The 22,393-nt window shown below is 70.0% G+C and carries 24 protein-coding genes; 9 read left to right on the top strand and 15 right to left on the bottom strand.

What is annotated here, in order from left to right; genetic code table 11:
* Positions 1-76: 76 nt before the first annotated feature.
* The 5 genes from AB0M80_RS00550 to AB0M80_RS00570 all read right to left on the bottom strand — a co-directional run bounded on the left by AB0M80_RS00550 (position 77) and on the right by AB0M80_RS00570 (position 4,962).
* On the bottom strand, positions 77-2,539 hold the full coding sequence (locus tag AB0M80_RS00550) for an alpha-L-rhamnosidase C-terminal domain-containing protein (RefSeq protein WP_364556838.1): 2,463 nt from the start codon (positions 2,537-2,539) through the stop codon (positions 77-79).
* 123 nt (positions 2,540-2,662) lie between these two features.
* Entirely contained in the window at positions 2,663-3,292 is a 630-nt protein-coding gene (locus AB0M80_RS00555) for a MarC family protein (RefSeq protein ID WP_364556841.1), read from the bottom strand.
* Between the two features lies 1 nt (position 3,293).
* Positions 3,294-4,166, bottom strand: coding sequence for a PHP domain-containing protein (locus AB0M80_RS00560; RefSeq protein WP_364556844.1), 873 nt, complete (start codon positions 4,164-4,166; stop codon positions 3,294-3,296).
* A gap of 49 nt (positions 4,167-4,215) precedes the next feature.
* Positions 4,216-4,776, bottom strand: coding sequence for a PH domain-containing protein (locus AB0M80_RS00565; RefSeq protein WP_003095467.1), 561 nt, complete (start codon positions 4,774-4,776; stop codon positions 4,216-4,218).
* Positions 4,777-4,797: 21 nt separating this feature from the next.
* Positions 4,798-4,962 (bottom strand): hypothetical protein, encoded by a 165-nt coding sequence (locus AB0M80_RS00570; protein WP_162146229.1) that lies wholly within the window; start codon positions 4,960-4,962, stop codon positions 4,798-4,800.
* Positions 4,963-5,158: 196 nt separating this feature from the next.
* Between AB0M80_RS00570 and AB0M80_RS00575 the strand changes: the two genes are divergently transcribed.
* Entirely contained in the window at positions 5,159-5,572 is a 414-nt protein-coding gene (locus tag AB0M80_RS00575) for an NUDIX domain-containing protein (protein ID WP_364556847.1), read from the top strand.
* Here AB0M80_RS00575 and AB0M80_RS00580 read toward each other — a convergent pair whose 3' ends face one another.
* Positions 5,573-6,667: a DUF2332 domain-containing protein gene (locus AB0M80_RS00580; RefSeq protein WP_364556850.1), complete on the bottom strand. Its 1,095-nt coding sequence runs from the start codon at positions 6,665-6,667 to the stop codon at positions 5,573-5,575.
* Between the two features lie 7 nt (positions 6,668-6,674).
* The gene (locus AB0M80_RS00585) at positions 6,675-7,178 is read right to left on the bottom strand and encodes a MaoC family dehydratase (protein WP_364556852.1); all 504 of its coding nucleotides are present in this window, start codon (positions 7,176-7,178) and stop codon (positions 6,675-6,677) included.
* A gap of 331 nt (positions 7,179-7,509) precedes the next feature.
* Here AB0M80_RS00585 and corA point away from each other — a divergent pair, with 331 nt between their 5' ends.
* From corA to AB0M80_RS00615, 6 genes are all read left to right on the top strand, one after another.
* Positions 7,510-8,592, top strand: coding sequence for a magnesium/cobalt transporter CorA (gene corA, locus AB0M80_RS00590; protein WP_364556855.1), 1,083 nt, complete (start codon positions 7,510-7,512; stop codon positions 8,590-8,592).
* Positions 8,593-8,769: 177 nt separating this feature from the next.
* On the top strand, positions 8,770-9,420 hold the full coding sequence (locus AB0M80_RS00595) for a metallophosphoesterase (RefSeq protein ID WP_364556857.1): 651 nt from the start codon (positions 8,770-8,772) through the stop codon (positions 9,418-9,420).
* Positions 9,417-10,256 carry a chromosome partitioning protein ParB gene (locus AB0M80_RS00600; RefSeq protein ID WP_364556860.1) on the top strand — a complete coding sequence of 280 codons (840 nt, stop codon included), beginning with the start codon at positions 9,417-9,419 and terminating at the stop codon, positions 10,254-10,256. Before AB0M80_RS00595 ends, AB0M80_RS00600 begins: the two co-directional genes overlap by 4 nt.
* Before the next feature lie 139 nt (positions 10,257-10,395).
* Complete coding sequence (locus tag AB0M80_RS00605; protein ID WP_364556862.1) at positions 10,396-11,229, top strand: type II CAAX endopeptidase family protein; 834 nt, start codon at positions 10,396-10,398, stop codon at positions 11,227-11,229.
* The gene (locus AB0M80_RS00610) at positions 11,226-12,371 is read left to right on the top strand and encodes a histidine kinase (protein ID WP_364556865.1); all 1,146 of its coding nucleotides are present in this window, start codon (positions 11,226-11,228) and stop codon (positions 12,369-12,371) included. Before AB0M80_RS00605 ends, AB0M80_RS00610 begins: the two co-directional genes overlap by 4 nt.
* Positions 12,368-13,027 carry a response regulator transcription factor gene (locus tag AB0M80_RS00615; RefSeq protein WP_364556868.1) on the top strand — a complete coding sequence of 220 codons (660 nt, stop codon included), beginning with the start codon at positions 12,368-12,370 and terminating at the stop codon, positions 13,025-13,027. The genes AB0M80_RS00610 and AB0M80_RS00615 overlap by 4 nt, the downstream gene beginning before the upstream one ends.
* Positions 13,028-13,075: 48 nt before the next feature.
* Here AB0M80_RS00615 and AB0M80_RS00620 read toward each other — a convergent pair whose 3' ends face one another.
* Positions 13,076-14,575 (bottom strand): MFS transporter, encoded by a 1,500-nt coding sequence (locus AB0M80_RS00620; protein ID WP_364556871.1) that lies wholly within the window; start codon positions 14,573-14,575, stop codon positions 13,076-13,078.
* Positions 14,576-14,693: 118 nt separating this feature from the next.
* On the opposite strand from AB0M80_RS00620, the gene AB0M80_RS00625 reads away from it, so the two are divergent.
* Positions 14,694-15,359 (top strand): TetR/AcrR family transcriptional regulator, encoded by a 666-nt coding sequence (locus AB0M80_RS00625; RefSeq protein ID WP_364556874.1) that lies wholly within the window; start codon positions 14,694-14,696, stop codon positions 15,357-15,359.
* A 3-nt stretch (positions 15,360-15,362) separates the two neighbouring features.
* On the opposite strand, the gene AB0M80_RS00630 is transcribed toward AB0M80_RS00625, so the two are convergent.
* Together AB0M80_RS00630 and AB0M80_RS00635 are read right to left on the bottom strand one after the other, a co-directional pair.
* On the bottom strand, positions 15,363-15,776 hold the full coding sequence (locus AB0M80_RS00630; RefSeq protein ID WP_364556877.1) for a hypothetical protein: 414 nt from the start codon (positions 15,774-15,776) through the stop codon (positions 15,363-15,365).
* A gap of 39 nt (positions 15,777-15,815) precedes the next feature.
* Positions 15,816-16,010 (bottom strand): PspC domain-containing protein, encoded by a 195-nt coding sequence (locus AB0M80_RS00635; protein WP_364556880.1) that lies wholly within the window; start codon positions 16,008-16,010, stop codon positions 15,816-15,818.
* A 287-nt stretch (positions 16,011-16,297) separates the two neighbouring features.
* On the opposite strand from AB0M80_RS00635, the gene AB0M80_RS00640 reads away from it, so the two are divergent.
* Positions 16,298-17,170 (top strand): hypothetical protein, encoded by an 873-nt coding sequence (locus AB0M80_RS00640; protein ID WP_364558505.1) that lies wholly within the window; start codon positions 16,298-16,300, stop codon positions 17,168-17,170.
* A 51-nt stretch (positions 17,171-17,221) separates the two neighbouring features.
* Here AB0M80_RS00640 and ugpC read toward each other — a convergent pair whose 3' ends face one another.
* The 5 genes from ugpC to AB0M80_RS00665 all read right to left on the bottom strand — a co-directional run bounded on the left by ugpC (position 17,222) and on the right by AB0M80_RS00665 (position 22,306).
* Positions 17,222-18,403 (bottom strand): sn-glycerol-3-phosphate ABC transporter ATP-binding protein UgpC, encoded by a 1,182-nt coding sequence (gene ugpC, locus AB0M80_RS00645; protein ID WP_364556882.1) that lies wholly within the window; start codon positions 18,401-18,403, stop codon positions 17,222-17,224.
* A gap of 4 nt (positions 18,404-18,407) precedes the next feature.
* Entirely contained in the window at positions 18,408-19,247 is an 840-nt protein-coding gene (locus AB0M80_RS00650; protein WP_364556885.1) for a carbohydrate ABC transporter permease, read from the bottom strand.
* The gene (locus tag AB0M80_RS00655; RefSeq protein WP_364556888.1) at positions 19,247-20,218 is read right to left on the bottom strand and encodes a sugar ABC transporter permease; all 972 of its coding nucleotides are present in this window, start codon (positions 20,216-20,218) and stop codon (positions 19,247-19,249) included. Before AB0M80_RS00655 ends, AB0M80_RS00650 begins: the two co-directional genes overlap by 1 nt.
* A complete protein-coding gene (locus tag AB0M80_RS00660; protein WP_364556891.1) occupies positions 20,215-21,537 on the bottom strand; it encodes an ABC transporter substrate-binding protein in 1,323 nt (440 codons plus the stop codon). The genes AB0M80_RS00655 and AB0M80_RS00660 overlap by 4 nt, the downstream gene beginning before the upstream one ends.
* Before the next feature lie 244 nt (positions 21,538-21,781).
* Positions 21,782-22,306: a general stress protein gene (locus AB0M80_RS00665; protein WP_364558508.1), complete on the bottom strand. Its 525-nt coding sequence runs from the start codon at positions 22,304-22,306 to the stop codon at positions 21,782-21,784.
* Positions 22,307-22,393: the final 87 nt, after the last annotated feature.

The following is a 22,393-nucleotide window of genomic DNA, read 5'->3' on the forward strand; positions in this document are numbered from 1 at the left end:
CCGACACTTTCCGCGCGGGACCCGGAAATCCGTGAATGCCACCTTGAGGGACGCTAAGTGGCATTCACGGCTTTCGTCACCGGACCACGAGCACCGTGTGCGTCCCGCCGGACACCGCCAAGGAGCCCCCGCCGCGCACCGCCCGGCCGTCCAGCAGGACCAGGCGGCCGGCCGGAACCACCAGCGAGCCGGACGTCCCGCGCGGCGCGGTCACCGTCAGGGAAAACACCGAACCCTGCTGAGACCACGAAGCCGACATCGCGCCCTTCGGTGTCGGCACCGCTCCCCGCGCCCACGAAACCGAACCCGGGTGCGGCGAAACCGTCCACGTCGCGAACCCCGGCGAAGTCGGCGAGACACCCAGCAGCTCGTTCGTCAACGCCGGCACGACGCCGGTCGACCAGCCGTGCGCGGCCGAGGTGTACCCCTGCTCGTAGTGCGAACCGCCTTCGCCGATGCCCTCCCACGCCGTGATGCCCGGGTCGTGCGTGGCCATCCAGCCGTACATCCGCTTGATCTGGTCGATCGCGGACGCCGTCTGCCCGGTCCGGAACCGCGCCTGCAGTTCGGGGAACGACGTGAACGCGTACACGCGCTTCGTACCGTCGGAGACGAGAGTGTCGTTGTCCATGAACGGGTTCCCGTACGGCAACGCGCCCGCCGCGAGCCGGGCCAACGCCGAAGACGCCTGCGCGGGCGACGCGATCCCGGCCAGGATCGCGTGACTGTTGCCGTCCTGGCCGTGGCGCACCGCGCCCGTCGCCGAATCGAGGTACGCACCCGCCGCCGGGTCCCACAGGTACTGGTTCACCGCCGCGGCAACGCCCGAAGCCCGCGAAAGCCACCGATCCGCGTCCGCCGCGTGCCCCGTCGCCCGCGCCAGACCGGCAGCGCCCTGAAGAGCCCGGACGTACAACGCGTTGTAGTACGTCACTTCGCCCGTACGCGGCAGGAACGCGTAGTCGCCGTAGCCGCCTGTGCCGTTGAGGCCCTTCGCGAGCAGCCCCCGCGAATCGGTCACCGACGGGTACCAGGCGTCGAGCGTCTTCACGAGGTGCGAGTAGTACGAAGCCGCGTACGCGGTGTCGCCTGTGTAGAGGACGTAGTCCCAGCTGGAAGTCACCCACCAGAGCGGATAGTCGAACAGCGGCAGCGTGTAGCCGTTGATCGACGCGGGCGGGATCCAGCCGTCCGCGCGCTGGTGGTCGGCCAGGTCGGCGAGGACGTTCCGCGCCGCCGTGCCGTCCTGGTGCGTCAGGTACTGGGTCAGCCCGGACACCGCGACGTCGCCGACGTACGGGTCCCGGTCGCGCTTCGCGCCGTCGTGCAGCACCAGCTTCCCGTCCAGCGACGGCGAGAACGCGCCGCGGGGGTCCACATCGGACTCTCGGAAGGTGTCCATGCCCAGCTCGTTGGTGTAGGACGCGGCGTACCAGTACCGGTTCAGGTCCTCGTCGGACGACTCGAACCAGCCGCGGTAGGTCGACGGCGTACCGAGGTACGGGGTGAAGTCGAGCGAGACACCGCTGATCCGCACCTCGCCCGACGGTTGGGCCAGAGGCGCGTCCGACGCCAGCGCGTCGAGGCTGATCCGCAGGTAGCGGAAGCCGTGGAGGCCGTCGGCGCAGACCTGCGTACCGGCGGCGCAGCCCTTCGTGTCCCGCCACACCGTCGGCGCCGCGGGCACGGCGTACTGGTCGGTGCCCGGCCCGCCGGAGAAGTCCGAACGCGTGAAGTCGGAGCGCTCCCCCAGGTACTGCAGGGTTTCGGAGAACGCCAGCCGGACGCCCGGCCGGTTCGCCGACGCGCCCGCGAACGCGATCTTCGGGTAACCGGCGACGACCTTGCCGAAGTCGACGACCGCCGACGGCACCGGCGGGTCGGCGACCAGGCCGGGCCAGACCTCGGTGACGCGGCTGAACTCGCCGGACGGCGTGTTCTGGTCCTTGGTCACGGTGATCCGGACCTGCGCGGTCGTCACCGGCCGGTCGAACGCGACGGCGCGCTGCACGGCCGTGTTCCCGCTCACGGAAGCCGCGACGCGCCACGCACCCGCGTCCAGCACCTCGACCGTGAAGTCCTGCGGCACGCCGTCCACATTGGACAGCACGGTGACGCCGGGTAGCGCGACCGGCGCGCCCGCGGTGATCGTCAGGACGTCGGGGTAGGCGCCGATCGTGTCGTCGTTCCAGAACGTCTCGGTGTTGCCGTCGACGGCGTTGCCGGGCTCGTACGTGCGCGGCCGGCCGTTCCCGCCGTTGTTCGGCGCGTGGAACGACGACGCGGCCGCGGTGGTGCCCGCGGGCCACGCCGGCTTCGGCGGCGGCGCCTGCCGCTTGAACGTCGCCACGCCCCGTCCGAGCAGGCCGTCCGGGTTGGTGACGTCGCCGGTGGTGGACAGCACGCGCACCGGCCGCACGTCCCGGCTCGACGGTGCGACGACGTACTTCTGCCAGCCGGGCGCGGCCGAGGCGGGCGTCGCGGCCACGCCGCTCGCCACCAGGACCGCCACCGGCAGGAATGCTCTGAGCCACTTCATCGAGGCCTCCGCAAGGCGTTGAATCGTTTCAAACGCTGAGCTGAGTTTTAGGCTGCGGGAGCGGTGCCAACGATGTCAACGACCCGTGCGCATCCTGTCCGGCAGGACAACCCGGGTGGCGGGTCAGTTCCCGCCGGCGATGAACCCGCGGACGGAGTTCGCGACCAGTTCCACGGCGATGGCCGCGAGCAGCAGGCCGGCCACCTTGGCCAGCAGCGTGATGCCGCTTTCCTTGATCAGCCGGATGACGAGGCCGGAGTAGCGCATGCAGAGGTAGATGACGAGGTGGGTCGTGACGATCGCCAGCGCCAGGGCGATGTACGCGCCGATGTGCCCGTCGGCCTGCCGGACGAACACGATGGTGGCGGCGATCGCGCCGGGCCCGGCCAGCAGCGGCGTGCCGAGCGGCACGAGCGCGACGTTGACGTCGTCGGCCGCGGCCTCGGTCTCGTGACCGCTGCCGGTGAGCAGCTGCAGCGCGATGAGCAGGAGCAGCAGGCCACCCGCACCCTGCAGGGCGGGGATGCCGATGCCGAGGTAGGCGAGGATGGCCTGGCCCGCGACCGCGAACAGCGTGATGACCAGCAGCGACACCAGCACGGCCTGCCGGGCGGCGCGGGCCCGGGTCGCCATCGGCTTGCGGCCGACGAGGCTGAGGAACACCGGCACGGTGCCGGGCGGGTCCATGATGACGATCAGGGTGATCGTCGCGCTCATGAAGAGCTTCGCGTCGAAGACGTCGGCGAACGCCATGTCAGCCCTTCACGACCTGGTAGCCGGTCGCGCGCGAAACGAGTTCCTCGAACGGCCCGGGGTCGGTGGTGCACTCGCCGAGCGCGATCGTCTTGTTGGTGCCGTGGTAGTCGCTGGACCCGGTGACGAGCAGGCCGAGCTCGGCGGCCAGCTCGCGGGTGCGCGCCCGCGTCGGCGCGTCGTGGTTCGGGTGGTCGGCCTCGACGCCGGTGAGGCCGCGCACGGCCAGCCCGGCGAGGGTGTCCTCGCTGATCGTGGCGCCGCGGCTGAAGGCGAAGGGGTGCGCGATGACCGTGACGCCGCCGGCCGCGGCGATCATGTCGATGGCTTCCTCGACCGGGGTGTCGCGGCGGGCGACGTAGTAGCCGCGGCGCGGGCTCAGATAGTCGGCGAAGGCCTCGTCGACGGACTTGACCAGTCCCGCCCGGACCAGCGCCTGAGCCAGGTGCGGACGCCCCGGCGGGGAGTCCTCGGGCAGCAGGCCGAAGATCTCGTCGGCGTCGATCGGGAGACCGTCGGCGGCCATCCGCTCGGCCATCCGGCGCAGCCGGGTGCGGCGCTCGAGCCGCAGCCGGGTCTGCTCGGTGACGACGGGCTCGGACGTCGGGTCGAAGAGGTAGGCGAGCAGGTGGACGCTGATCTGCCGGCCCGTCTCGGGGTCGATCGACACCGTCGAGAGCTCGGCGCCGGGGACCAGCGTCAGGCCGGGTGACACCGCTTCGGAGGCGGGCGCCCAGCCCGCGGTGGTGTCGTGGTCGGTGATCGCGACGACGTCGAGCCCGGCGTTCGCGGCCGCGGCGACGAGCCCGGCCGGCGTGTCGGTGCCGTCGGAAGCGGTGGAGTGGGCGTGCAGGTCGATGCGCATCGTGTCCATTGTCGACGATGCGGTGCGTCACACTGCGGCCGGGACACCCCGGCGCGCGTCACCCGACCGGCTTCTTGCCCCGGGCGGCCCGCTGGGCCTTGATCATCGAGAAGCGCTCGGCCTGCTTCTGCTTGTCGCCGAAGACCAGCTCGGAGATCGTGTCGTAGAACTCTTCGGGCCGCGGCAGGAAGTCGATCTTGTTCAACGCCTGGATCTGACCGGCGGACTCGACCACCATCGTGCCGTAGCCCATCATGCGGCCGGTGGCCGTGCGGACGTAGCTGAGGTCGGTGACCTTGCTGATCGGCATCATCAGCACCTTGGTGGTGAACACCCCGGTGGTCATGACGAACCGCTTGTCGGTGACCACCAGGCGCTCGACCCACCACTCCATCACCACGTAGGCGAACCGCAGGACGACCAGCAGCGCGACGTACCAGAGGATGTTCTGGCCGATGTACAGCGCCGGCGGCAGCAGGTAGGACACCAGGACGCAGACGGCCAGCAGCGCGGCCGCCTCGAAGGTGTCCCAGAGGAGCACCGCCCAGTGGCGGCGGATCCGGATGACCCGCCGCTCGGTGTCGAGGAGGTACTCGTCGGGGTCGCGTGGCGCGAACATGGTTCGAGGGTAACCCCGCGATCAGCCCTTGAACACGTTGCTGACGAAGGTGATCACCGATTCGGCCGAGCTCCTGAGGAAGTCGATGATGTTGCCGACGAGGCCGGCAGCCTGCCCAGGCTGGGCGATGACGAAGAACAGCACCAATGCGATACCGGCGAGGCCCGCAATCTTCTTCACGTTCACCGTGATCAAATCCCGTCTCTTACGGTGACACCGGACAACAGCAGAGATCCTGACTTTTTACGTTGTACCGCACTGGACAAGCGCTGGGGAGGGAAGTCCCGCGCTTGGGGCAGCACGCGGTCCGAAGTGTACCGTATGGCTACTCTCCGTGTACAGGACAGCGGTTTTCAAGTCGGTGACGTCTACCCTTCGGGACATGGAGGGCCTCACGAGCACCACGATCCGCTGTGTCGGCGGGATCGCGTTCGACGACCACGGCCGTTTGCTGCTCATCCGCCGGGTCAATGACCCCGGTTCGGGGCAATGGTCTCTGCCGGGTGGCCGGGTCGAACCGGGCGAATCAGACGAAACGGCCGTGGTCCGGGAGCTGCGGGAGGAAACGGGCCTCAAGGTGATTCCGGGCACATTGATCGGCACGGTGACGCGAGGGCCGTACGAAATCCACGACTACGCCTGCGAAGTCGCCGGCGGGGTCTTGACGGCCGGTGATGACGCCTCCGAGGCCCGTTGGTCCGATGCGGCGGACCTGGCGACCCTGGAAGCGGCCGGGGAGCTGGTGGATCGGCTTTTCGTGACGCTGCGTGAGTGGGACGCCTTGCCGCGGGCCTGACTACAGCGGCAGCCAGGTCATCCGCTGCCCGTGCGGCGCCGTCCGCGCCAACGCGTGGGCCTCGGGCTTCCCGTCCTCCCACCGCACGACGCCCAGCGTCGCGAGCCCGTCGGAACCGGAGAGGTCCGAACGGCCCGGCAGCACGGTCTCCAACCCGGCGTCGTAGAACTCCTCCGAAACCCACCACACCGGCCGCGAGGCCGCCAGGGAAGCAAGCTCCGAGACGAACGCGGCCCGCCGGTCGGCCGGGAAGTACGCCAGCGCGTGGCTCGTCACCACGACCAGCGGCCCGTCCAGCGAAGCCGCGGCCGACGCCAGATCGTCGACCCCGTCACCGGTGATGAGCCGCGGGCGGTGCTTCGCCTGCTCGGCCGCCGCCGTCCGCAGCAACCGGATGCGGTCGGGCTGGTCGGCCCAGACGCACGCCTCCAGCCAGGCCAGCTCGTCCTCGTCCGACAGGTCCACGGGTGCCCGGTCGAGCCCCGCCCGCGAAGTCACGGTCAGCTTCTTCGGCAGTTTGGGCACCGCCGCGCCCGGGGCCAGGTCCAGCGCGCAGTGCAGCCCGACCGCCGATTTCGCCGGGCCCGCGCTCAGCTGCTCGCCGCCGTCGCACTGGTAGCGGTAGCCGAAGCGGTCGAGGCCCAGCAACAGCCCGGCGCTGCAGCCGACCTCCAGGAGCGCGACCTTCCCGCCCGCTTCCTTCGCCGCCCGCGCCACGCCGGGGTACAGCAGCGCCGCCCGCCTGACCTCGTTCGTCTGCGTGTAGCGCGCGGCGATCAGCGCGCGCGCCTTGTCCGCCCGCTCCAGCAGGAACGACCGGAACAGCGGCCAGGTCTCGGAGTCGACGCCGTCGAAACCGCCCAGCGACGGGTAGTACCGCGAAAGCGGGTGGATCGGATCCGCCTGCACGAGCCGGTGCGCGGCCGCCATCAGCAGGGTCGCCCGCACCTCGCCGTCGCGGGCCGAGGCGAGCAGCCCGGCGACGTCGTCGTCCGCAGCGGCCTGCAGCGCCAAGTGCTCGTACAGCGGGGAGACCCCGCGGGCCTCGGCTTCCGCGAACGTGCGGAGTATCCCCTTGATCCCGTCCAGGTCCATCAGAGCCTCATTCGTGCGGCACCGGCCGGCCCGGCTGCTCCCCGCCCCGAGTCTCCCCGTAGGAGCGCTTCGGCACCATCACCTTGCGCCGGAAGGTGCACACGATCGTGCCGTCCTGCTTGTAGCCACGCGTCTCGACGTACACGACACCGCGGTCGTCCTTGGACTTCGACGGCGTCTTGTCGAGCACCTCGGTCTCGCCGTAGATCGTGTCGCCGTGGAAGGTCGGCTTCACGTGCTTGAGCGATTCGACCTCGAGGTTCGCGATGGCCTTGCCGGAAACGTCGGGCACGGACATCCCGAGCAGCAGCGAGTAGACGTAGTTGCCGACGACGACGTTCTTGCCGAAGTCGGTCGACTCCTGCGCGTAGTGCGCGTCCAGGTGCAGCGGGTGGTGGTTCATGGTGAGCAGGCAGAAGAGGTGGTCGTCGTATTCGGTGACCGTTTTGCCCGGCCAGTGCTTGTAGACCGCACCGACCTCGAACTCCTCGTAGTACCGACCGAACTGCACTCGTCTCTCCGTTCGCGTAACACGCTTCGCGTAACGCCGCGTGAGGCTGGTACGACACGCATCCGTGGTGAGGAGTACCCTCAACCATCGGTGTTCGCGCGTCAACGCGAGCCCCACCACTCTGGACCCGGCTCGAAGGAGGTGAGGAACTCGATGAGTAGTGGCGATAGTCCGCTCCCTAGTAGTCCCAGCGTTCCCACCTCACCGGCCGGCCGGCTCATCTCCCGGTAGGCCTTCTCTCCCCCGGGAACGCTGGTGTGTCGCCGGGCGGACGCATTTCCGCCCCTGGTCAGTCGTCTCGCACGACCACGCACGACGCCCAGGAGATCCCATGCCTGCCATTCCCTCGCTCGGCGGCCTTCGCGGCCGCGGCAACAAGGGCGCCGTCCCGGTTCGCCCGGTCGCGGTGCCGCTGTCCGCGTACGTCGTCGACTGCGCGGTGTACGTGGCCGGTGAACGCCTGCCCGGCCGCTGGACCCACTCCGAGGCGATCAAGGAGGTCCGGAAGCGGCACGAGGGGTTCGTCTGGATCGGGCTGCACGAGCCGGACGCCCAGCAGATCCAGGGGGTCGCGGACACGTTCGGGCTGCACGAGCTGGCGGTCGAGGACGCGCTCGAAGCGCACCAGCGGCCGAAGCTGGAACGCTACGACGACACGCTGTTCCTGGTGGTCAAGACCGTGCGGTACGTCGAGCACGAGTCGCCGACGACGGCGAACGAGATCGTCGAGACCGGCGAGCTGATGGTGTTCCTCGGCCGCGACTTCGTGATCACCGTGCGGCACGGGAACCACTCGGGGCTGGCGCGGCTGCGCGGCGAGCTGGACGAGGACCCGGAGCGGCTCAAGCTGGGCCCCTCCGCGGTCGTGCACGCGATCACCGACCACGTCGTCGACCACTACCTGGACGTCACCGGGCGGATCGAGAACGACATCGACGTGATGGAGGCGCAGGTCTTCGCGCCCCGGTCGCAGGTCAGCGCCGAGCAGATCTACCTCATGAAGCGGGAGGTCCTCGAGCTGCGCCGGGCCGTGATGCCGCTGGCGACGCCGATCCAGCGGCTGGCCGAGGGCTACACGCGGCTGGTGCCGGACGAGGTCCGCTCCTACTTCCGCGATGTCGCCGACCACCTCACGACCGTGTCCGAGCGGGTCGCGGCGTTCGACGAACTGCTGTCCACCCTGGTCGACGCGACCGTCGCGAAGATTTCCCTGCAGCAGAACACCGATATGCGCAAGATCACGTCGTGGGCGGCGATCATCACCGTGCCGACGATGATCGCCGGCATCTACGGGATGAACTTCGACTACCTGCCCGAGCTGCACTGGAAGTTCGGGTACCCGCTGGTGATCAGCGTGATCCTCGGCATCTGCCTGTTGCTGTACCGAATATTCCGGAAGAACGGCTGGCTCTAGGTCCCCTCTTCCCCACCGTATTCGGAGGATTCGTGATGCCTCGCATGCTGTCCAACCTCAAGTTCTGGGCGCTCGCGCTCAGCCTCGTGTGGATCTTCGTCATCACTTTCGTCATCGTCGCCGACCCGGGGTTCGCGCACGGGATGAAATGAGGCCCGGGCGTCCTATCCTGGGTCCATGCCGAAAGCGCTGGTCGTCTCCGACGAGGTCGACGAGCGGTTGTGGACCGACGCGGTCCGCACCGTCTCCGTCGACCTCGTCATCGGTGCCGGCGACCTCCCCTACGACTACCTCGCGTTCCTGGCCGGCGCGCTCGACGTGCCGTGCGTGTTCGTGCCCGGGAACCACGACCCGGACCTGAGCGGCTACACGCGCTACGGCGGGCTGTCCATGAAGGACGGTTTCCCGACGGTCTGGCCGGGCCCGGCGGGCGGCATCAACGCCGACGGCCGGGTCGTCGACGTCGCCGGGCTCCGGTTCGCCGGGCTCGGGGGCTCGATCCGCTACAACGACGGGCCGAACCAGTGGACGCAGCGCCAGCAGGCGCGGCGGGCCCGCAAGCTGGTCCGGCGCGCCCGGCTGCGGCGGTGGCGGGACGGCCGCGGCGTGGACGTCCTGCTGACGCATTCGCCGCCGCTGAACCTGGGTGACCGGGCGGACCCGCCGCACCGCGGGTTCGGTTGCCTGCACCGGACGATCGAGGCGCTGCGCCCGAAGTGGCTGCTGCACGGGCACATCCACCCCCACGGCGAGCCGGTGCCGGACCGGGTCGTCGGCGAGACCCGCATCCGCAACGTGGTGGGCCACCGGATCATGGAGTTCTCATGAAAGAGACGGGATTCCCCCGCGCCGACGCGGAGAACGACTTCCTCCGCGCGCGCCGGGGCCAGGTGCTTTCGCGGCTGTCGACGTGGCTGCGCCGCGAGCCCGACGACGTCAACATCATGCTGCCGTTCCACGAGGTGGTGGAGGCGCTCGGCTACCTCGGCGAGCACCGGATCGGGCTGCGGGTGATCAAGCTGGACTCGATCGTGGGCACCGTCGACCGCAGCCGCGACTTCGACCGCCGCTTCCGGCCGACGTCCGCCCGCGTCCGCGAGCGCTGGGAACGCCTGGCGCTGGCCGCCCGCCGGGGCGAGGAGATCCCGCCGATCGAGGTCTACCGCGTCGGCGAGCTGCACTTCATCATCGACGGCCACCACCGCGTCTCGGTCGCGTTCGCGCAAGGACTGTCCACAATAGAGGCTTCGGTGACGGTGGTCCGGACCAAACTGGACCCGAGCGGCATCCGCCACCGCGGCGACCTGATCGTCAAGGACTACCGCCGGCTGTTCCTGGACCGCGTCCCGCTGACCGGCCACGCGCGGGCGTCGGTGATCGTGTCGGACCCGTGGGACTACGCGAAGCTGGGCGAGCACGTGGAGGCGTGGGGGTTCCGGCTGATGCAGGACGAAGGCAAGTTCTGCGACCGGGCGAGCGTGGCGCAGCGCTGGTTCGACGAGGAGTTCGTCCCGGTGGTGGCGATGCTGCGCCAGGCGGGCCTGATCGGCGACCGCACGGACGCGGAGGCCTACATGTGGGTGGCGGCGGAGCGGTACCGGCTGATCAGGACCCACCGCTGGGACGACGACGTGATCGAGACCCTCCGCTCCCGGCAGCACTAGAACTCCAGCCCCGGCGTCAACGCGTCCCCCGTGCGAGCTACGCGCAGGTGTCCACTCCGTGGTGACGATTCCCGGCCGCCGGATCCCTAGCGTTCGTCGCAGCCGCGGGACAGGCCGCGGATCCGGCGAAAGGGTTCTCATGAGGCTCGTCTGGCAGCTGCTGGCCGTTGCGGCGATCGCGTTCATCGGCCAACAGGGGGTCGCCGCGGTGGGCGGGAATCCGTGGCTCACCTTGATCCTCGGTGTCCTGACCGCCGTCGCCGGGGTGGCCGGCTACCGGTGGGTGGTGCGACGGACCGAGCACCGCCCGGTCGCCGAGCTGGCCGGGCCGGGAGCCGGGTTCGCGCTCGGCCGGGGCGTGCTGATCGGGCTCGCGCTGTTCGGGTCCGTCATCGCGAACATCGCCTTCCTCGGTGACTACGAGATCCGCGGCTGGGGCACCGCGGCGGGTGCGGCCGGGCTCCTCGGCTTCATGGCCGCCGCCGCGGTGACGGAAGAGCTGCTGTTCCGCGGCATCCTGTTCCGGATCGTCGAGGAACGCACCGGCACGTGGATCGCCCTGGTGCTGACCGGAGTGCTGTTCGGCCTTTCGCACCTGTTCAACCCGCACGCGTCCCTGTGGGGGGCCATCGCCATCGCCATCGAGGCCGGCGGCCTGCTGACCGCCGCGTACGCCGCCACCCGCAAGCTGTGGCTGCCGATCGGCCTGCACTTCGGCTGGAACTTCGCCGCGGCCGGGATCTTCGGCACCGAGGTCTCGGGCAACGGCACCCCGCAGGGCCTGCTGGACGCCGCGACGTCGGGTCCCGCGGTCGTCACCGGCGGCGACTTCGGCCCGGAGGGCAGCCTTTATTCCGTGCTGTTCTGCGTCCTGGCGACGTGCGCGTTCCTGTGGCTGGCCCACCGGCGCGGCCGGCTGGTGCCCCGCCGACGCGCCGCCCGGGCCGCCGACGTCACTACACTTTCCCGGTGATCGATCACCGGGCGGCCCTGGCGCGGTGGCGCCGGCTCGACGTCGTGGTCCGCGACCTCCCGATCGGGCTGCTGTTCCTGGTGGCGTCGTTCCTGCCGGTGGTGCAGAGCCACGGGACACAGCTCGGCGGCGTGCCGGCCCGCCCCTTCGACGCGCTGGCCGTCGTGGTCGTCGCCCTCGAAAGCCTTCCGCTCGCCGTGCGACGGCGGTGGCCCGCCGGGTGCCTCACGCTGGTGGCGATCGGCTTCGCCGCCGACCAGTTCCGGGGTTACCACTCGGTCGCGGGCACCGCACTGGCCGTCGCGCTGGTGAGCGCCGGAGCTCACCTGGACCGGCGCCGGCGCACCACCGCGCTCCTGTTTTCCGTGGCGTACGTGCTGTTGGCGATCGGGCTCTCCCCGTTCGGTTCGGAGCCGCTGTCGGAGTTCGTGACGTTCTTCCTGCTGCTGGTGTTCGCGTGGGGCATCGGGGCGTGGCTGCGCACCACCCGGGCCGCGGAGGCCGTCCTCCGGCGCCGCGTCGCCGAGGACTCCCGGGCCGCCGAACGCGCCGCCATCGCCCGCGAGCTCCACGACGTCGTCACCCACCACGTGACGGCGATGGTCGTGCAGGCCGAAGCGGCCCGGTACCTGACCGCCGCGCCGGACCGGCTCGAGGCGACCCTGACCGCGATCACCGACACCGGCCGGCGGGCCATCACCGACCTGCGGCACCTGCTCGACCTGCTCAATCCCGATCACGGCACCGAGGCCAGGACGCCGTCCGCAGGCGGGCTCCTGGCGCTCGTGGAGCACGCCCGCCAGGCCGGGCAGCCGGTGGAGTTCAGCCAGCAGGGCACGCCGGCAGAGTCCGCGGGCAGCGCCGATCTCGTGGCCTACCGGGTCGTGCAGGAGGCACTGACGAACGCGCTCAAGCACGCCCGCGGCAGCCGCACGTCGGTCCGCGTGGACCACGGCGAACGGGAGATCGCCGTGGAGGTCAGCACGGCCGGTGCGCCGAGCACGTCCCCCGGTGGCAGCGGCCGGGGGCTCGCCGGTCTTCGGGAGCGGGTCGGCGTGCTGGGCGGCGACTTCAGCGCGGACTCCCTCGACGGCGCCGGCTTCGTCGTCCGGGCCCGCATCCCGACGGGGGCCCGGGCGTGACCGCGCCGATCCGGGTACTGGTCTGCGACGACCAGATGCTGATCCGCACCGGGCTGGTGACGATCATCGGCGCCCAGCCCGACTTCGAGGTGGTGGGCGAGTGCGGGGACGGGCGGGCCGCGGTCGAGCTCGCCGGCCGGTTGCACCCGGACGTCGTGGTGATGGACGTGCGCATGCCGGTGCTCGACGGCATCGAGGCCACCCGCCTGCTGGCCGGGGCCGGGGTACCGCACCCGGTCAAGGTGCTCGTGCTGACGACGTTCAACCTGGACGAGTACGTCTACGAGGCGCTGCGCGCGGGAGCCAGCGGGTTCCTCCTCAAGGACGCGCCGCCCGACCGGCTGCTGCACGGGATCCGGACCGTGGCCACGGGCGCGGCGCTGCTGGACCCGGACGTGACGCGCCGGCTCGTGGGCCGGCACGCCGCCCGGATCCGGCCAGCCGGGGACACCGCCCGCGACCTTCCGCTGACGCCCCGCGAACTGGAGGTCCTCCGCCTCCTCGCCGACGGCCTCTCCAACAGCGAAATCGCGGCGCGGCTCGTGATCAGCCAGGAAACCGTCAAGACCTTCGTGTCGCGCATCCTCACCAAACTGGACCTCCGCGACCGCGTCCAGGCCGTCGTCTACGCCTACCGCCACGGCCTGGTGACGTGAAACGGGCCTCCCGGCCGATCCGGGAGGCCCGTTTCCGCGTGGCGGGAACTACATGTGCACGGCGCCCGGCGCCGCTTCACCCTTCGGAACGCCCGGGCGCAGCAGCAGGCCGCTGAGCACCGCACCGGCCACGTAGATCACCGCGGCCCAGGTGAACGCCGTCGTGTAGCTCTCGATCGACGCCTCGGCCGCCAGCTGCGGCGTCGGGGTCTTGCCCGCGAGGTAGGACGTCGCCGCGTTGCCGGCCAGCGTGCTCAGCAGCGCCGTACCGATCGAGCCGCCGACCTGCTGCATCGTGTTCACCGCCGCCGACGCGACGCCCGCGTCGCGCGCCTCGACGCCGAACGTCGCGACGCTCATCGCCGGCGCCATCGCCAGCCCGATGCCGAAGCCCATCACCAGGAGCGGGCCCAGTACGCCGGACACGTACGTGCTGTCGAGGCCGATCGCGCCCAGCCAGAACAGGCCGCCGGCGGCGATCGCCATGCCGGTCGGCACCAGCGGCCGCGGGCCGAACCGCGGCAGCAGCACGCTCGTCGCCGTCGTGGCGGCCAGCATCAGCGTCGCCACCATCGGCAGGAACCCGAAGCCGCTCTGGATCGGCGTGAACTGCAGGTTCTGCTGGACGTAGAACGTCAGGAACAGGAAGATCGCGAACATCCCGATGGCCAGCAGGAACATCGCCAGGTACGAGCCGCCGCGATCCCGGTCGAGCAGCACGCGCAGCGGCAGGAGCGGGTGCCGGACGCGCTGCTGCAGCCACACGAACACGCCCAGCAGCACGACGCCGGCGGTCAGGAAGCCCCAGACCGACACCGCCGACCAGGAGTCCGACTCGGCGTTCGCGAAGCCGTAGACCAGCGCGAACAGCCCGGCCGACGCCGTCACCGTGCCCGGCAGGTCGAGCTTCGGCCGCGGGCCGGCGTCCTTCTGGTTGCGCAGCAGGACCGAGCTGCCGACGAGCGCCACGACCGCGAAGATGATGTTGACGAACATGCACCAGCGCCAGTCGAGGTACTCGGTGAGCACACCGCCGAGCAGCAGCCCGACCGCCGCGCCGCCACCGCCGATGGCGCCGAACACGCCGAACGCGCGGCCGCGTTCCTTCGGGTCGGTGAACGTCGTGGTCAGCAGCGCAAGTGTGGCGGGCGCGAGCAGCGCGCCGAACACGCCCTGGGCCGCCCGGGCGATCAGCAGCATCTCGATGCTGCCCGCCGCACCCCCGATCGCGGACACCACGGCGAAGCCGGCCAGGCCGACGAGGAGGGCGTTCTTGCGGCCGAAGAGGTCCGCGAGCCGCCCGCCGAGCAGCAGGAGGCTGCCGAACGCGAGCGCGTAGGCCGTGACGACCCATTGCCGGGCGTCGTTGGAGAAGCCCAGGTCGACCTGGGCCGAAGGCAGCGCGATGTTCACGACGGTCGCGTCCAGCACGACCATCAGCTGCGCGATGCCGATCACCACCAGGATCAGCCAGCGTCTGGCGTGGTGGGGGTTTTCGCCGGCGCGCGCGTCCCCCGGCGGCGCGACGGCGAGGGTGGACTCGGGCATGGGTGTCCTCACAGAAGGTGATCACAAGGCTATGTGGAGTAGGTATCTCCCCTTACGCGACCCAAGGTACACAAGAACCGGAGATGGTGCCTCTACTTCAAGGGCTAGACTGGACGACATGGCACGGGACGCTGGTCCCGCCGCACCGGCGCGGCCGCTGCGGCGTGACGCTGAACTCAACCGCCGTCGCATCCTCGCGTCGGCCCGCGAGGTGTTCGGCCGGCGCGGGCTCGAAGCCACGCTGGACGACATCGCTCACCACGCCGGCCTCGGCGTCGGCACGGTGTACCGCCGCTTCCCCAGTAAGGAACACCTGGTCGAAGCCATGTTCGCCGAGCGGATGGAGGAGATCGGCACCCTCGCGGAGGAAGCACTCGAGGCCGAGGACGCCTGGCAGGCCTTCGTCGACTTCACCTGGAAGTCGATCGAACTCCACTCGGGGGATCGCGGGCTGCGCGAGATCATGCTGTCGAACAAGTTCGGCCACGAGCACGTGGCCGAGGGAAAAGCGCGGCTGGTGCCGTTGATCACACAGCTCGTCGAACGAGCCCAGGCGGCGGGTGGCCTGCGCGCCGACTTCTCCCCGACGGACACCCCGCTGCTGCACATGATGATCGGCTCGGTGATCGAGTTCACGTCCGCGGTGGAGCCGGACCTGTGGCGCCGGTGCCTCGCCATGCTGCTCGACGGCCTGCGGGCCCGGCCCGGCGAGCCGTCGAAGCTGCCGCGCCCGCCGCTCGGCGTGGACGAGGTCGACGAGGCGATGTCCTGCTGGCGCCCCTGACTTTCAGCCGGCGCAGTGCGCCAGAGCCCGGGCGACGTCCCGGCGGAACGCCCGGTCCCGCGGGATGCCGCCCCAGCCGCCGGTCCAGCACAGCGGCTCGTCCGTGGCCAGGATCCTGCGCAACACCGGAGCCGCCTCCTCGGACAACGGGCCCGACTCCGCGAGCGTCCGCACCGCCTCGGCCTCCGCCGGGCCCGCCGCGCAGCGCCTCGACGAGCGGTCCACCGGGGCTGCGCCGGTGATCCGGGCAAGCGAAGCCAGCGCCGCGACGGCGAGCGCGTCGGAGGCCGCCGGGAGCCATTGCCCCGGCGGCATTTCGAGGGCGCCGACCAGGTGCAGGAAGCCCATGAGCGGTTCGCCTTCGACCAGCTCGCGGAACGCGACGTCCCAGGCCTTGCGTTCTTCCCCCCACTGCATCGCCGCAGCGTAACGGGATTCATGTTGCCCGCCAACGGGTTACTCGGCCGGGATGACCGCCCACATGACGATGTAGGCCACGAACTGCGGCCCGGGCAGCAGGCAGGACAGCACGGCCAGCAGCCGCACGGTGCCGGGCTTCATGCCGTACCGCTGCGCCAGACCCGCGCAGACGCCGCCGATCATGCGGCCGTGGCGGGGGCGGGACAGTCGGCGGGTGACCGGTGCGCTCATCGTGAATTCCCTTTCCTCGAAGTTCCGATACCTCCACTTCACCACCGGAGTACCCGCTCCCGCATCGCTCGCGGGGTGGATCGCTCCCTTAGGGGGGCGACAAAGGCGAAAACCGTTCAAGACACCGGCGAAACCCGCGTGCGCGCACGGAAAACCGCCTGAACTGCGGGTACTCCGGGCGTGGTGCGGAAAAGAGTGAGAGATGTCCCCGTCAGGGCTGGTTTTTCCGCCCGAAGCGGTGATACTTGCACCCCGTGTACCCGCTTCCGAAAAGCTTGGCCGTCGCGATGCTCTGCGCCCTGCTCGCCGGTGGCTGCGCCACCACCCACGCCGTGCCCGAGCAGAATTCCGGACCCACCCCGCTGACCGCCTCCGACGCGCTCGGCGACTTCGGCAGCGTCGACTACTGCAGCCTGCTGGACGTGCCCCAGGTGGCGCCCGGCGCTATCGCCGTCCCGACGTACGAAAGCTGCCGCGCCGAAGCCGGTCCGCGGACTATCCTCGTCGGGCCGCTGGCCTTCGACTCCGACCCGAACATCAGGCCCTACGCCTACCTCGGGCCGGTGCCCGACGGCGTCGCGATCCAGCAGTCGATGTTCAACGACCGCAGCGCGTGCACCCGCGCGATCACCTTCGCCGACGGCACCCGGCTCGACCTGTCGGTCACCGACGACGCCGGCGACCAAGCCGCCCGCTGTGGCGTCGCAGACGCCGCCGTCGGCTCGGCGCTGGCCGCGATCACCGCGCGCAAGGTCGGGCGGCTGACGTTCCCGGACCGCTCGTGGGGCCGGGTGGCGCCGTGTGTCCTGCTCGACAACCACGACCTCGACGCCGCCGCCGGTCCCGCCAGCCAGCCGACGATCGGGCTGTCCGGGCACAGCTGCATCCGCGGCAAGGCCAGCTTGAAGCTGACGGTGGAGACGACGGAGCCGGCCGGCCCGGCCGAGACGCTCGGCGGCCGGGAGGCCCGCGTCCGGCTCGCGGGCGCGTTCTGCCTGATCGACACCACCCAGCCGGCCCCGGGTCTGCCGGGCCACCGGGAACTGGCGGAGATCAGCGTGGTCGAGACGGCCGGCACGGCGGGCGACGGCACGTGCGCACTGGCCCGCACCGCCGCGACGTCGATCTTCCCCCGCCTCCCGACCCCCGGAAAGCCGTGAATGCCACCTTGAGGCACTTAGCGTCCCTCAAGGTGGCATTCACGAACTTGCTCAGTCCTCGTAGGTGAGGTTCTTGCCGTTCGACGGGTCGAACAGCTTGATCTTGTCCGCGTCGTACCAGACCTCGAGGTCGGCGTTCTCCGCCGCCGACGACTCCGCCGAGAGGCGGGCCACGATCTGGGACTCCGAACCCGGCACGTCCGCGGACCCGCTGTCCGCGGCCAGCTCGGCCAGCTCCGCGGCGGTGGCGGCTTCGCCCTCCACCGTGAAGTGGGCGAACTTCTCCGAGCCCATCGACTCGAGCACGTCGATGTGCGCGGTGAACGTGCCGCCGCCCGCCTTCTGCTCGGCCTCGACCATTGCCGCGTCCTCGAAGTGCTCCGGCCGGATGCCGACGAGGAGGTCGCGGGGCGCGTTCGCCCGCTCCACCAGCTGCCGGACGCGGTCCGTCAGCGGCGTCGTGCCCAGGGCGCTGTGCAGCTCGTTGTTCTCCAGCGTCGCCGGGACGAAGTTCATCGACGGCGAGCCGATGAACCCGGCCACGAACAGGTTCGCCGGGTTGTCGTAGAGGAACTGCGGCGCCCCGATCTGCTGCACGTACCCGCCGCGCAGCACCACGACCCGGTCGCCCAGGGTCATGGCCTCGGTCTGGTCGTGCGTCACGTACAGCGTCGTCGTGCCGAGCTGCTTCTGGATCTTCGACACCGACGTCCGCATCTGGCCGCGCAGCTTGGCGTCCAGGTTGGACAGCGGCTCGTCCATCAGGAACGCCTTCGGGTTCCGGACGATCGCCCGGCCCATCGCGACGCGCTGCCGCTGGCCACCGGAGAGGTTGGCCGGCTTGCGGTCCAGGTGCGCGGTCAGGTCGAGGATCTTGGCGGCTTCCTCGACCTTCGCCCGCACCGTCTTGTCGTCGACCTTGGCCAGCCGCAGCGGGAAGGCCATGTTCTCCCGCACGCTCATGTGCGGGTACAGCGCGTAGGACTGGAACACCATCGCGATGTCCCGGTCCTTCGGGGCCTTCTCGTTGACGCGCTTGCCGTCGATGCGCAGCTCACCGGAGGAGATGTCCTCCAGGCCCGCCACCATGTTCAGCGTCGTCGACTTCCCGCAGCCGGACGGGCCGACCAGGATGATGAACTCGCCGTCGGCGATGGTGATGTCCACCTCGGACACGGCGAGGGCACCGTCGGGGTACTTCTTCGACACCTTGTCGAGCACGATCTCTGCCATAGCGCTACCCCTTCACCGCACCGGAGGTCAGCCCCGCCACGATGCGACGCTGGAAGAACAACACGAACACAATGATCGGAACGGTGATCACGACCGCGGCCGCGCACACCTGCCCCGTCGGGTCCTCGAACTGGGAGGACCCGGTGAAGAACGACAGCGCCGCCGGCACCGTGCGCGACGCCGTGGTCGACGTCAGCGAGATGGCGAACAGGAAGTCGTTCCAGCAGAAGATGAACACCAGGATCGCCGTGGTGAACACGCCCGGCGCGGCCAGCGGCGCGATCACCCTGCGGAACGCCTGCGCCGGCGTCGCGCCGTCCATCTTCGCCGCCTTTTCCAGCTCCCACGGGATTTCCCGGAAGAACGCCGACAGCGTGTAGATCGACAGCGGCAGCGCGAACGTGATGTAGGGCAGGATCAGCCCCGGCCACGTGTCGAACAGCGCCAGGTTCCGCTCGATGTTGAACAGCGGCGTCACCAGCGACACCTGCGGGAACATCGCGATCAGCAGCGACAGCCCGACGAGCAGCTGCTTGCCGGGGAAGTCCAGCCGCGCGATCGCGTACGCGGCCATCGTGCCCAGCACCACCGCGATCACCGTGGAGATGATCGCGATGCCGATCGAGTTCACCAGCGCCCGGAGGAACTCCGAGGTCTGGAAGATGTCCGCGTAGTTCTGCCACGTCCACGACCGCGGGATGAAGTTCCCGTCGGTCAGCGTGTCCTTGGTCTTGAACGACAGCGAGAGCACCCAGAGCACCGGTACCAGCGCGAACACCAGCACGAGGATGTCGACCAGGCCCCAGCGCACCTTGCGGCCCGTCGTGACGGTTCCCATCACCATCAGCGCTTACCCCCGTTGTCCGAACCCGGTGCGGCGGTGCCGAACACCTTGATGAAGAGGAACGCGATGATCGCCACCGTGAGGAAGATCAGCACCGCCATCGTCGACCCGATCCCCAGGTTGAGGCCCTTGACCAGGTTGTTGTAGGTCTGCATGGACACCGACCCGGTGTCCTGCGCGCCGCTGGTGAGCACGTAGATGTTGTCGAAGATCCGGAACGCGTCGAGCGTGCGGAACAGCAGGGCCACCAGGATCGCCGGCTTCATCACCGGCAGCATCACCTTCGTGAACCGCTGCCACGCGCTCGCGCCGTCCATCGCCGCGGCCTTGAGCAGGTCGTCCGGCACCAGCGCCAGCCCCGCCATCAGCAGCAGCGCCATGAACGGCGTGGTCTTCCACACCTCCGCGCCGATGATGATGAACAGCGACGGCCACTGTTCGGTCAGCGGCGCCGCGTCGGTGGCGAGCATGTTCGCCAGGTACCCGGTCTTCGGCGTCCACGCGTAGTACCACGAGAACGCCGCCACGACCGTGACGATGCCGTACGGGATCAGGGCGACAGTTCGTACGAGCCCACGCCCGACCAGCGTCCGGTGCATCACCAGCGCCAGCGCCATGCCGAGGACGAACTCGATCGCCACCGACACCACGGTGAGGAACATCGTGGTGCCGAACGCCGTCCACCAGTACGAATTGGACAGCACGGCCGCGTAGTTGTCGAAGCCGACGAACTCCTGCTGCGCCGGGAACCGCAGGTCGTACCGCTGCAGCGACAGCCAGATCGAGTAGAGGATCGGGTAGCCGGTGACGGCGATCATCACGAAGAACGCCGGCGCGCACAGCCAGAGCCCGAGCCGGCGTTCGGCCTTCTTCCCTTCCGAGAGCGCGGGTTTGCCCTTCTTGTGCGACGTCGCCTCTCCGGCGACGGTGGCCCCGGCGGTGTCGGCCGGGGTCGAGTCCTGAACGGTCACGGGATCACTCCCTTCGACTGGAGCGCGTCGCCCAGCTGCTCACGCAGCTTGGCCGCGGTGGCCTGCGGATCGATTTCGGCCGGCGGCGAGAGGATCTTCGACATCACCGTCGACATGTTCTGGTACGCCGGGGTCAGCGGCCGCACGGCGGCGTCCTTCAGCGCGTCCAGGATGGCGTCGCGCATCGGGTACTTGCTCGCCATGTTCGGGTTGTCGTCCCCTGCCGGCTTGGACGGGTCGAGCGGCGTGTCGTTGTGGTACACCGATTCGATGGTCGGCGGGACGCCGTCGTTGATCGCCGAGAACTTCTGGTTCTCCGCGCTCCGCAGGCACAGCGCCGCCTCGTACGCCTCGGGCTTGTGCTCCGACAACGAGCTGACCGCGAGGTCGTAGCCGCCGATCGTGGTCTTGGCCGGCGTGCCCGGCTTCGCCTCGGGGTAGACCGCCCACTTCATGTGCGAGACGTCCTGCGGCTTGTCCTTCGCGTAGGAGGCGTAGACGAACGGCCAGTTCAGTTCGAACGCGGCGTCACCGCGCTGGAACGTCTGCCGGACGTCGTCCTCCTTCGAGTTGGTCAGCGACGGGTCGGTGATCCCCGCCGAAGCGACCTGTTTGAGCAGCGCCAGTGCCTTCACGGCGCCGTCGTCCATCACCACGGACTTGCCGTCGTCGGACAGGATGTGCCCGCCCATCGACTCGACCAGCGTGTTGTAGAAGACGACCAAGCCTTCGTACTGCGCGCCGGTGAAGACGATGCTGTACGGCTTGCCCTGCGCCTTGAGGTCCTGCGACTTCTGCATCATCTCGTCCCACGTCTTGGGGGGCGTGGGCGTGATGCGGTCGTCGTACCAGAGCAGCTGGACGTTCGTGTTCTTCGGCGCCGCGTAGAGCTTCCCGTTGTAGGTCGCGGTTTCCAGCGGTCCTTGCAGGACACCCGCGGAAGCCGCGGCCTTGTTCTGGTCCTTCCATTCGTCGATCCACCCGGCTTCGGCGAACTCCGAAACCCAGGTGACGTCGAGCCCCAGGACGTCCATCGCGGGATCGCCCGCGGCCAGCCGCCGCGCCATCTGGAGCCGCTGGTCGTCGGAGCCGCGCTGCAGCTTGTTGTAGACGATTTCGTAGCGCCCGCCCGCCGCCTGGTTGCAGTTGTCGACGACTTTCTGGAAGCTGTCCTCGGGCGCGTAGTAGACGTTGATCTTCAGTCCGCCGCCCGTACCGCAACCGGCCAGCATGCCGGTCACCAATGCCCCTGCCCCCAGCAGGACGGCGGTGCGGCCGGGTGAACGTCCCCGTTTACCCGTACCGATCCTTTTCCCCATAAGGCCTCCTCACCCGCGTGCACGCCGGTTACCGCGGTACCCGCTGGGGCACCGCGACGCGATGAGGCGAAACCGCGCCAGCACCCCGACGTGCTAGTGCTCGGGCCGCCGCGCTGGTGGGGCGAGGCCGCCCGACTGGTGTCGGCCAACTTATGCCGGGCGATCACACCCCGCAAGCAGTATCGGTAACGATTCAGCCCACCGCGCGTCGAATCGTGATTTTTTCCTGCTAGGGGAGGGGTTCCTAGGGGTTCGCGGACGGCGGCTTGAGGGCCAGCTTGGCGAGCAGTTCCCGGCCGCGTTCGGCCGAGCGCGGCTGGCACAGGACGTCGTACCGGCCGGCGACGAGCTGGCTCGCCGACGAGAAGTCCCGGCGGCCCCGTGACATGCTGTACCCGATCGCGGCGAACATCAGCCCGGACAGCACACCGAGCACCAGCCCGGTGAGCACCTGCAACGCGAAGCCCTGGTTGACGAACAACCCGAGCAGCAGCCCCGCGAACAGGCCGAACCAGGCACCGGACACCGCGCCGGTGCCGAGCACGCGACCCCAGCTGAGCTTCCCGATCACGCGCTCGACGAGCATCAGGTCGACCCCGACGATCGTCACGTCGCCGACGGCGAACTCGCTGTCCGCGAGGAAGTCGACCGCTTTCTGCGCCTCGCCGTAGGTCGCGTACGACCCGATCGGCCAGCCGGTCGGCGGGGTCGGCAGCCGCGGCAGGCCACCGGGCCCCCGCCCCCCGCCAAAGGGACTACTCACCATCATCACCTGCGCACTCGTGGGTCTGGGCGTCCATCTTGTCAAGAACACCCTGGCCGTGCGAGCCGCTTACCCCGAAAGGCCGGGCACCGG

The sequence above is a fragment of the Amycolatopsis sp. NPDC051045 genome (assembly GCF_040682955.1).
In the GTDB taxonomy this organism is placed as follows: Bacteria; Actinomycetota; Actinomycetes; order Mycobacteriales; family Pseudonocardiaceae; genus Amycolatopsis.